The sequence below is a fragment of the Nostoc sp. genome (genome assembly GCF_036917515.1).
Taxonomy (GTDB): Bacteria; Cyanobacteriota; Cyanobacteriia; order Cyanobacteriales; family Nostocaceae; genus Nostoc.
This window is the reverse complement of record NZ_JBALDE010000087.1, coordinates 1-9728: the sequence shown is the minus strand read 5'-3', so window position 1 is coordinate 9728 and position 9728 is coordinate 1. Positions and strand designations below refer to the sequence as shown.

Annotated in this window: 7 protein-coding genes; 5 read left to right on the top strand and 2 right to left on the bottom strand. The window is 44.0% G+C overall.

The genetic code is table 11. The features are described 5' to 3' along the window. Window positions 1–518: 518 nt before the first annotated feature. The 4 genes from V7K89_RS10610 (at window position 519) to V7K89_RS10595 (ending at window position 4665) form a co-directional block, all read left to right on the top strand. Window positions 519–1952, top strand: a complete 1434-nt coding sequence (locus V7K89_RS10610; protein ID WP_335186899.1) for a BCD family MFS transporter — start codon at window positions 519–521, stop codon at window positions 1950–1952. A gap of 63 nt (window positions 1953–2015) precedes the next feature. Further along, entirely contained in the window at window positions 2016–2822 is an 807-nt protein-coding gene (locus V7K89_RS10605; RefSeq protein WP_335186897.1) for an inositol monophosphatase family protein, read from the top strand. Between the two features lie 216 nt (window positions 2823–3038). Further along, on the top strand, window positions 3039–3611 hold the full coding sequence (locus V7K89_RS10600) for a hypothetical protein (RefSeq protein WP_335186895.1): 573 nt from the start codon (window positions 3039–3041) through the stop codon (window positions 3609–3611). 100 nt (window positions 3612–3711) lie between these two features. Next, window positions 3712–4665, top strand: a complete 954-nt coding sequence (locus V7K89_RS10595; RefSeq protein ID WP_335186893.1) for an MDR/zinc-dependent alcohol dehydrogenase-like family protein — start codon at window positions 3712–3714, stop codon at window positions 4663–4665. Between the two features lie 67 nt (window positions 4666–4732). Here the strand turns inward: V7K89_RS10595 and V7K89_RS10590 are convergent, their stop codons facing one another. Beyond that, window positions 4733–5020, bottom strand: a complete 288-nt coding sequence (locus V7K89_RS10590; RefSeq protein ID WP_335186891.1) for a hypothetical protein — start codon at window positions 5018–5020, stop codon at window positions 4733–4735. Window positions 5021–5130: 110 nt separating this feature from the next. Continuing rightward, window positions 5131–6177 carry a chlorophyll synthase ChlG gene (chlG, locus tag V7K89_RS10585; RefSeq protein ID WP_335186889.1) on the bottom strand — a complete coding sequence of 349 codons (1047 nt, stop codon included), beginning with the start codon at window positions 6175–6177 and terminating at the stop codon, window positions 5131–5133. 700 nt (window positions 6178–6877) lie between these two features. Here chlG and V7K89_RS10580 point away from each other — a divergent pair. After that, a partial coding sequence (locus V7K89_RS10580) for a DUF4347 domain-containing protein (protein ID WP_335186887.1) occupies window positions 6878–9728 on the top strand: 2851 nt, incomplete at its 3' end.

Genomic DNA, 9728 nt, shown 5'->3' with positions numbered 1-9728 from the left:
ATTTGCTCACAAGGTGCTGATATCTTCAATCTTTCAGCTTAAGCCTTGTGAGTTTTCTTACAATAGCCCCTCACTTTTAAAACATCCTCTTAGAACAATGTATGTTTTACCCGAACCAGTTGCCATACTTAGAAGAAGCAGCCCAAGATTATCTTTTTTACAGTATTGGTTTAATATTTCTTCCATATCCCTGATAACCTCATTAAAATTGAAAAAAGTTGGACGTAAATGCCACATCTAAATAGCGATCGCCAACTATGAGACTAGTATTAGCGATAAAAGACAGGGGTAAGCAAGCAACTATCTCAGTTAGCCTCTATTAATGCTCAATCACGTTTAATCTAGTTATGGTTGCACAACAAGCCCTGAATAACCAAAAAGTTTTATGTACGTTATGCTGCGGTGTCTACCGCCAAACCCAAAAATTGATGCCCCGAAATTAGTAGTTTTTTGGAATATTGAACAGTTTATATTTAATTAAAGAGACTATATTCCATAAACCATACGAAAAAGTAGCTATGGCAAGCGGTGAAATATTTGATACCGAAAAAAAATCTTTATCTGTGCCAAGGGTAAACCTACTAACCATGTTCCGGCTGGGTTTATTTCAAATGGGGTTGAGCATGATGTCCATCTTGACTCTGGGCGTACTCAACAGAGTCATGATTCAAGAAATAGCAATTCCAGCAACGCTAGTCTCAGTAGTTCTAGCACTGCCTTTATTTGTTGCTCCTTCCCGTGTCTGGTTCGGCCAGATTTCCGATGCCAAGCCGTTATGGGGTTCCCACCGCACAGCTTATGTTTGGGTGGGCGCGGCAATATTTGCGATCGCAGCATTTTTAGCTGTACAAGTAATCTGGCAGATGAATCTTGCCGCTACTAGTGCAGGTGGTTGGGCATGGACAACTCAAACAATCGGCTGGACAGCGCTTTTGGCTTTAGTTTTCGCTGTATACGGTCTAGGAATTTGTGCTAGCAGTACTGCCTTTGCTGCTTTGTTAGTCGATATATCTGAAGAAGATAACCGTTCTAAAGTAGTCGGCGTGGTTTGGTCGATGCTAATGGTGGGGATTATTATTGGGGCGATTATCAGTGGCAGCTTGCTAAAACAGTTAACGCCAGAAGCAACGGTAGAAACTTTGCAAGGAGCCGTCAACAGGTTATTTTTTATCGTCCCAGCAATTGTATTTGGTTTAGCGATCGCAGCGACATTTGGCGTAGAAAAAAAATACTCCCAGTACTTAACCCGTTCCACACTGGTGAACCGGGAAGATAGCATTACTCTAGGCAATGCTTGGAAAATTTTGACAGCTAGCCCACAAACCGGTTTGTTTTTCACCTTTTTACTGGTGATGACCATCAGTTTATTTATGCAAGACCCGATTTTGGAACCTTATGCGGGTCAAGTGTTTAAAATGCCCTTAGCGGAAAGTACCAAATTAAATATTTTTTATGGAACTGGTCTACTGATTGCCTACGGTGTTACGGGCTTTTACATTGTCCCGCGTTTGGGTAAGCGCAGAACTGCACGTTTTGGCTGTATGTTGGTAGCATTGTGTGCAATATTACTAAGTATATCAGGATTCACAGCTAATGCAGCAGTTCTCAAATTAGGTTTGGTATTGTTCGGTTTAGCCACAGGTTTCTTAACTACAGCAGCAATTAGCTTGATGTTGGATCTGACCGCAGCAGAAGCCGCAGGTACGTTTATTGGGGCCTGGGGATTAGCGCAGTCAATTTCTAGAGGAATCGCGGTGGTAATCGGAGGTACAGTTTTCGATATTGGACACAAGCTGGTACCAAGCCTAGAACTAGCTTATGGATTGGTATTCGTTCTAGAAGCCGTGGGAATGGTGCTGTCGATTTGGTTTCTGAATCGGGTGAACATCACAGAATTTCAAACAAGTACCAAGCAAGCGATCGCTTCGGTTTTGGAAAGCGATTTAGATTAAACTGTATAGGCCATGGGGCATGGGGCATGGGACAAATGACAAATGACAAATGACTAATAACCAATGAATGATTTTTGGACAACAATTCTTGATTTTGCCCAAACTACTACCACTAGAGTGGGCAAGCAGCTCATGGAAGATTTTGGGCAAGTACAGGCTGACCAAAAGGCTGATGGTAGTTTAGTGACGCAAGCAGATAAATGGGCAGATCAGGAAATTCGGGATGCGATCGCTTCTAGTTTCCTTGGCTACGGCATTTTGAGCGAAGAGAGCGATAAGTCATTTCCCGGTACGGAGTGGTGCTGGGTAATTGACCCTCTAGATGGTACAACCAACTTCACACGCGGCATTCCCATCTGGACAATTTCTCTAGGTTTACTGTATCGAGGCATACCCATTTTTGGTTATGTTTACGCACCAACCTTGAATCAAGCTTTTCATGGTTTCTGGGCTGGTTCATCTGGTTTAGCAACACCAACAGGAGCATTTCTCAATAACCACCCCATCCACACTAGTATAGATAGTCCTAGCAACAATCACTTTTTTAACCTCTGTTCCCGCAGCACCGCAGTTATCCAGAACGGCTTTCCCTGCAAAATTCGCATGTTAGGTGTGGCTAGCTATAACTTTTTGACAGTTGCTACTGGGGCTACTCTCGGTGGTATTGAGGCGACACCAAAAGTTTGGGACTTAGCAGGGGCTTGGGTCATTGTCCAGGCTGCTGGTGGGGTCTGGACATCGCTTAAATCAGAACCATTTCCCTTGTTACCAGGAGAAGATTATAGCGATCGCTCTTTTCCCACCCTTGTAGTTAGTCGTCCCGAATTAGTTTCGGTATTTCAACCTTTTCTCCAAAGCATAAAAATTTAATTTGCAGCTCATCCACCTGTAAACAGTGATTTTCTCAATCAGCCTAATGGACAATAGCATACTCGACATTAAACTTAACAAAACCCTAGTCAAACAAAGAATTGAGTATAAATAAAGCTAGTAATAATCCTGATTAAATTGCCAGACCAGTGTAATTATTAATTTAAGTAGTGTTGTGGCTTTCATCACACTGGTTAATTTATTATAAAAAATTTTATGTTGTCTAATCTAAATTTAATTCGAGAGTTTGTACAAAACTCTATTCAGGAAAAAGACGTTTTGTTGTCAAATCCTGTTTTGACAGCGCAAACAGTATATAAAACTAACCAACTATCAGCAAAATCTGAAGGCGTAATTGCCACTGCTCAACTATCTAACACCCTATCTGAATTCTCGATTTCTCCAAAATCTACCCAGTGGGAATTGATAAATCAGGCATTAGCAGAATATAGTTATATGCTCAAAGGAGAAGTAGATAGTCGGGGTTTCTATCAGTATCAATACTGCGAAGTTCCGAAAGGCTATCAAATGCACTGCACTAAATGTGTCATTCTATGGCGAGCTTGGTGGAAATATCGCAAGTATACTTCTAGACCAGGGATTCCGTTGGAACTTCTGATTAGAACACGAGATTCATGGTATCCAATTAGAGATTTAATTATCAGTGATGGACTTCTCTATATCAAAACCTTGGGAAGTGAAATTGCACTTGGCTCAGATGACTTAGTTACTTGGTTAAGCAAAGTTGATGTAACCAAAATTAAAGAAATACCTTCTACAGAGACATAGGTGTGGGTATGGAGGTACAGATGTATGCCTCTATATTTGTAAAAATTTTTCAAAGTGGTATGACAACATAATTAGGTATAAGTAAAGGATGTGAAGAGAAATGAAAGGACTTTGGCTCGAAAATAACCAGTTGCAATTACGTACAGATATTCCCGTTCCTGAACCACCACAGGGAGAAGCCTTAGTACGCGTCTTGCGTGCAGGTATCTGTAATACTGATGTGGAACTACTCAGAGGCTACTATCCCTACACTGGTATTTTGGGTCATGAATTTGTCGGTATTGTTGAACGAGGCCCAGAACACTTAGTTAACCAACGTGTAGTTGGAGAAATCAATGCTGTGTGTGGGCATTGTCGGTTTTGTCGTAGTGGACAACCAACTCACTGCAAAAATCGTACAGTTCTGGGTATTGTCAATCGCAACGGAGCTTTTAGTGAATATCTCTGTTTGCCGGTGGAGAACCTGCATCCCGTACCTGAGAATGTGCCGACAGAAGTAGCAACATTTACTGAACCTTTAGCAGCAGCTTTGGAAATTCAGCAGCAAGTGCCATTGCATCCAAATGATCGGGTGCTAGTGGTTGGAGATGGCAAATTAGGGCAATTGGTAGCCCAGACACTAGCTCTAACTAGCTGTGAACTCTTAGCTGTGGGTCGTCATCAAGATAAACTGGCTAACTTAGAAGCACGGGGGATAAAAACAAGTTTGGCCGACGCTGTTACAGATGGATATTTCGATATCTCAGTAGAATGTACTGGCAACCCAGAAGGATTTGCAATCGCCCGCCGCGCCCTGCGTCCGCGTGGTACTCTTGTACTGAAAAGTACTTATGCTGGCAACCTCAGCCTAGATGCTTCTTCTTTAGTTGTGGATGAAATCACCCTCATCGGCTCACGTTGTGGTCCCTTTACTCCGGCTCTCCAGTTACTAGCCACAGGAAAAGTTGACGTGCAACCCCTGATTCATGCCACCTACCCTCTGATTGAAGGGCTTGCAGCTTTTGAACACGCTCAGAGTCGGGGTGTTTTAAAGATATTATTAGAGATTAGTTAATTGTCATTGGGCATAGGTTATTCCTTTTGTCTCTCTTGTCTGCCTCATCTCCACCAGTCACCAGTCTCTAATACAGATAAGGATTCGTCTTCGGTTGATAATCAGAACAATCGATTGCTTCTTCTGTATTGGCAATAGATGGACGTACAGTGCATTTAAGACGGTAATTATCGGTAAAAAATTGACAACCAGTACAGGGGATTTGATGCATTTGCTTGGCTGTAGTTACACCATCTTGCGCCGCCGACCAGAGACTCAAAACGGCGAGAATAGTTACAGTCCAAGCAAGGATAAAGCAAATCGGGACTAATAAAGGTTGAATCCCATGAAGAAGAAAAGATGTCAATTCTAACACAGTATGTCCTGATACAAATTAGGAGTTAAAAGTATATTATCTCTTAACCGGAGGCGGAGCGTCTCTGCCTTTACTCTTAATTCCTAACTTTTTCTTTATAAAAATATAAGTTAAACGCCAGCATGACCCAGTGCTAAACCTGTTACCAGCATTCCCAGAACCAGAAAAGGTTGGGCGCTGGCTTGGTACTTAACATCATTCTTCACAGGGTCGCGTAGGAAATACATATCCTGCAAAGTGATTTGCGGAATGATTAACAGTACTAGTATTGCTGCATACAAATTCTCGTGGATGCTAACGAGATAAGCTGCAATCAATCCTTGAAAGACATCAATTGTCACTACACAAATCCATGCTGCGGTGGTGATGCCAAACATTACGGGTAGTGAATTTAATCCTAACTGGCGATCGCCTTCTACACTCTTGAAGTCATTGACAATGGCAATACCCAATCCAGCCAAGCTGTAGAACATTGTCAAAATCACAATTGTGGAATTCAGTTCCCCAAACAAAGCGTGTCCTGTAGACCAAGGTAGGGTAATGTAGCTTGCACCCAAGGCGTAGCTACCTAGCCAGCCGTTTTGCTTGAGTTTCAAGGGAGGTGCAGAATAAATATAGGCGATGAAAGAACCGATAATCGCGATCGCTGTAATTGTCGGGAATTCATGACCAGACCACATATCTAGTACAAATGCTAAACCAATGCCAGCAATCAGTAATACCCAAATCTGAATAATTACCTGGGGTAGGGGAATTGCCCCAGAGGGAATGGGGCGATAAGGTTCATTGATGGCATCGATTTCGCGATCGTAGTAATCATTGAGGATTTGGGTGTAACCTGTCATCAATGGTCCAGCCAGTAACATACAGGCTGCTACCTTTAACACATTTTCCAGCGTCCAAGTATAGTTACCAGAAGAAGCCGCACCACAGACTACGCCCCAAATTAGGGGAATCCAGGTGATGGGCTTCATTAGCTGCAAACGAATTTTCCAAATTGAAGTTTCCCCAGACGCTGCACCTTTCATGCCCAGCATCTGCCTAGTTTTCGCACTGCGATCGGCAGATGCGTTCGCTTGCTCACTGGTATTATTTCCCACTAAGTCTATTGCTTCAGATGGGTTAGGGTCTGGGGGAATGGGAGTTGATTCTGACATACTTTTTACTAATTAATGGGGAATTGGGCAAAACAGTTCCTCTTTTTTGCGTTTTTATCTTATAGTAAAAAATGTTACTTTTGTACTAAATACGGACTAAACGCCTCGCTACCGCTAACAGCACTCATGAGGGGCATTGAGCATTAGCCAGAAAACTATCTTCCACCAACCTGGGCGTTCTTCCTAATTAATAATTTTAGATCGAGTCTTGATAGTGCTTCAGTATTGGAGCAAAGCAAGGAAAGCTCCGCCTCAGGAGAATATGGAGCATATTATCATATCAACCACCTCTAGCTGGCTTCTCTACCAGAGGCTGCCTGCCTGTAGCTTGCTTTTGTGTATGAGTATGCGCTTCGTTCAAAAAATTTATTTTGATAAAGAGTTTTAGCCTTAACTGAACCGTATTGGGTTATATACCATTTTTCAATAAGCAATAGTACTTACAACCTTGTTCAAAATTGGAGTTGGAACACAACTTTTCGGTAGGCAATGCCGTTTGGGTAGTGTCTCTTAGAAAAGGCTGTCTATATTTACGTATTATTGCTTAAACTAAAATATTATCTTATACATTATTTTACTACAAAGTTTAAGTATAAAAACTTATTTACAAAAGTAATATTATTTTTGTCTTACACGGATATCATCTGTGTAATATGTGGTTATGATGTTGTCTTCTGCTTTCTTTTTGGAGATAAACACAATGTCCTTTGAGCTTTCTCAGTTAGGTACATCATCTACTGATGTGCTGTCTAAAAACAGCCTTGCGCCTGTCTTGGACGAAGGCAGTTTGACAACTTCTTTGACGGGACTGGGACGATCTAACCAATCTCTGTTGTTTGTCGATAAATCGGTGACGGACTATCAGCAGTTGCTGGCAGGTGTAACTCCAGGCACAGAGATCCATGTACTTGACCCGGGGCAGGATGGTGTAACCCAGATTACCAACACCCTGCTAGGGCGGCAAAACATCACCAGTTTGCATATCGTTTCCCACGGGGAAGCGGGGGGAGTGGATTTTGGTAGCAGCGCCCTTAACTTGATCGATCTGCCTGAGTACGCAGCCCAGTTAAAGACCTGGAGCAAAGCGCTGACCAACGATGCAGATATTTTGTTCTATGGCTGTAATATTGCTGAAGGTCAACTCGGTCAGACGTTTGTCCAAAACATCAGTCAGATTACTGGGGCCGATGTTGCTGCCTCCGATGACCTGACAGGTAACAGTTCTCTAGGCGGCGATTGGAATTTGGAAGTTGCGACAGGAGCAATTGAAACTTCCCCAATTTTCAGTACTGATGTTCTAAACAGCTACAAAGGAACGTTGGTATATACCCTGGGTGCACGCCATAGTGTATCTAGTGGAGATGTTTTCTTGGGGGGTGAGTTCATTGAATTAGGTGTTCGTGGTAATGCAGGTTTCTTTGGAACCGCTGCCTCCAAACCAGCTGATTTCTTTGGTACTTCAGCCCGGTCTAACATTGGACTCAGTATTGACCCAGATGGCTATCAAACCGGAAGCACATTTTCCTACGATGTCTTCTTACCTGGCACTCCCTATGAAGGATGGTCAATCGGCTATCAGCAGAGTGGTACAACTTACTCCCTAGAAAACGCTGGCGGCAATACACCAACTATTCAAATAGCTTCAACTACAACTGCCGATACCTCGGCTGGCAACATACTTGCTGCGACAGTCACCTCCAACACAACTCAAAATGTTTCTGTTGTCCAGACCTATTCATTTGACTACACGCAAGACTACTGGAAAACAGCCGTCACCATTACAAACAACTCAGCAACTGCCATTAACAACCTTCGCTATGCCAGAGCCTATGACCCCGACAACGGCAAAGATGCTTCTGGAGGAGGCTACACTACCACCAACACAATCGTTAACACAATTGCAGCTGACGGAAAAGTTATCCTTTCTGCCCAAGTTCCGAGTTCTGACTTATCTTTTTCCATCTATGGTGCACGACCCTCTTACTTTATTTCGTTTGATCCATCGGCACGGGCATCCATTGGCGGCAGCATTGGCAGCACAGTTGCCAATTCACTACTGGTAGGAACTAAGGGACAAACAGTAACCTCAGATACTGCCATTGCTCTCTGGTTTGATATAGGTACGTTGGCTGCGGGGGCATCTAAGACTGTTCAGTTTTATACTGGACTATCCACCAATATTCTCGCTGCTGCCGCAAATGCCCCGACTAATACGGTACCAGGTACTCAAAGCACTAACGCAGGTACACCCATAACTCTCGGTGGAAGCAATGCCATTAGTGTTGCTGACTCTGATAGCACTAATCTAACGGTTACGCTGACGGCAACCAATGGCACTACGAGTCTAAGCGGTGTCACTGGGTTGAGCTTCGCTTCTGGAGACGGTACTACCGACAGCACAATGACCTTCAGTGGTACCAAGACTGACATCAATACTGCTCTCAACAATCTGGTTTTCAACCCAACAGCAGGCTTTAGTGGCGCTGCTAGTATCCAAATTGAAACCAGTGATGGCGATTTCTCTGATGCCGATACCGTTAACATCACCGTAATCAAGGATGTCCCTACTCTCACTGTCGGTGCTACATCTCTTAACTACACCGAAAACGCCGCTGCTGGCTTGGTTGCCCCTAACTTGGCCGTAACTGGCTCAGACGGTATTGACGGAGCCAGAGTCTCTATTGGCACTAACTTTGATATCAACGATCGACTTGGCATTGCAGGGCAAAGTGGGACTAGCGGTACGATTAACGGCTTGACCTGGAGTTACAACACCACTACAGGCATTTTATCCCTTGTGGGTGCTGGATCTGCTGCGACTTACCAGGGGGCACTGCGGCAAGTAACCTACAGTAATATCAGTGAGAATCCCACAACGGGCGATCGCGCCATCCAGTTTGCCTTGGGCACAAACCTAGCAAACCCCGATAATGGTCACTTCTACGAATTCGTTAATGCAGGTAGTCCCATTTCCTGGACAGCCGCTCGCGATGCAGCAGCGGCTCGCAACTACTTTGGACTCCAAGGCTATTTAGTGACTGTCACATCTGCGGCTGAAAGCAGCTTTGTCTCTAGCAAGCTTCAAGGGGAGGGCTGGTTGGGAGCCAGCGACGCGGCGGTAGAAAACGAATGGCGCTGGGTCACTGGTCCTGAAACTGGTCAGCAATTTTGGCAGGGACTCGGCACTACTGGTTCTCCAGTGAGTGGAAGATATAATAACTGGAATTCTGAGGAGCCAAACAATTCAGGCGATGAAGATTATGGTCAATTCTTGCTGGATGGAAAGTGGAATGACCTATCGAACAACCCTGGTTCCATTTCTGGTTATGTCGTGGAATATGGTGGACTTGCAGGCGATCCAGCCTTGCAAGTGACTGGCAATGCCACTGTCACCGTTACCGCAGTCAACGATGCCCCCACTATCAGCACCAACTCGTTGAACATTAGCGAAGGTGGCAGTGTGGTTCTCTCCAGCAGCAATATCAACGCTACTGACCCCGATAACACCCCAGCTCAACTCACCTACACTGCTAGTGGTATCAGCGGTGGAC

Excerpts from the sequence above, each read along its gene's own strand:
- chlG (WP_335186889.1), bottom strand. The coding sequence starts at position 6,177 with ATGTCAGAATCAACTCCCATTCCCCCAGACCCTAACCCATCTGAAGCA.
- V7K89_RS10600 (WP_335186895.1), top strand. The coding sequence starts at position 3,039 with ATGTTGTCTAATCTAAATTTAATTCGAGAGTTTGTACAAAACTCTATT.
- V7K89_RS10605 (WP_335186897.1), top strand. The coding sequence starts at position 2,016 with ATGAATGATTTTTGGACAACAATTCTTGATTTTGCCCAAACTACTACC.
- V7K89_RS10595 (WP_335186893.1), top strand. The coding sequence starts at position 3,712 with ATGAAAGGACTTTGGCTCGAAAATAACCAGTTGCAATTACGTACAGAT.
- V7K89_RS10610 (WP_335186899.1), top strand. The coding sequence starts at position 519 with ATGGCAAGCGGTGAAATATTTGATACCGAAAAAAAATCTTTATCTGTG.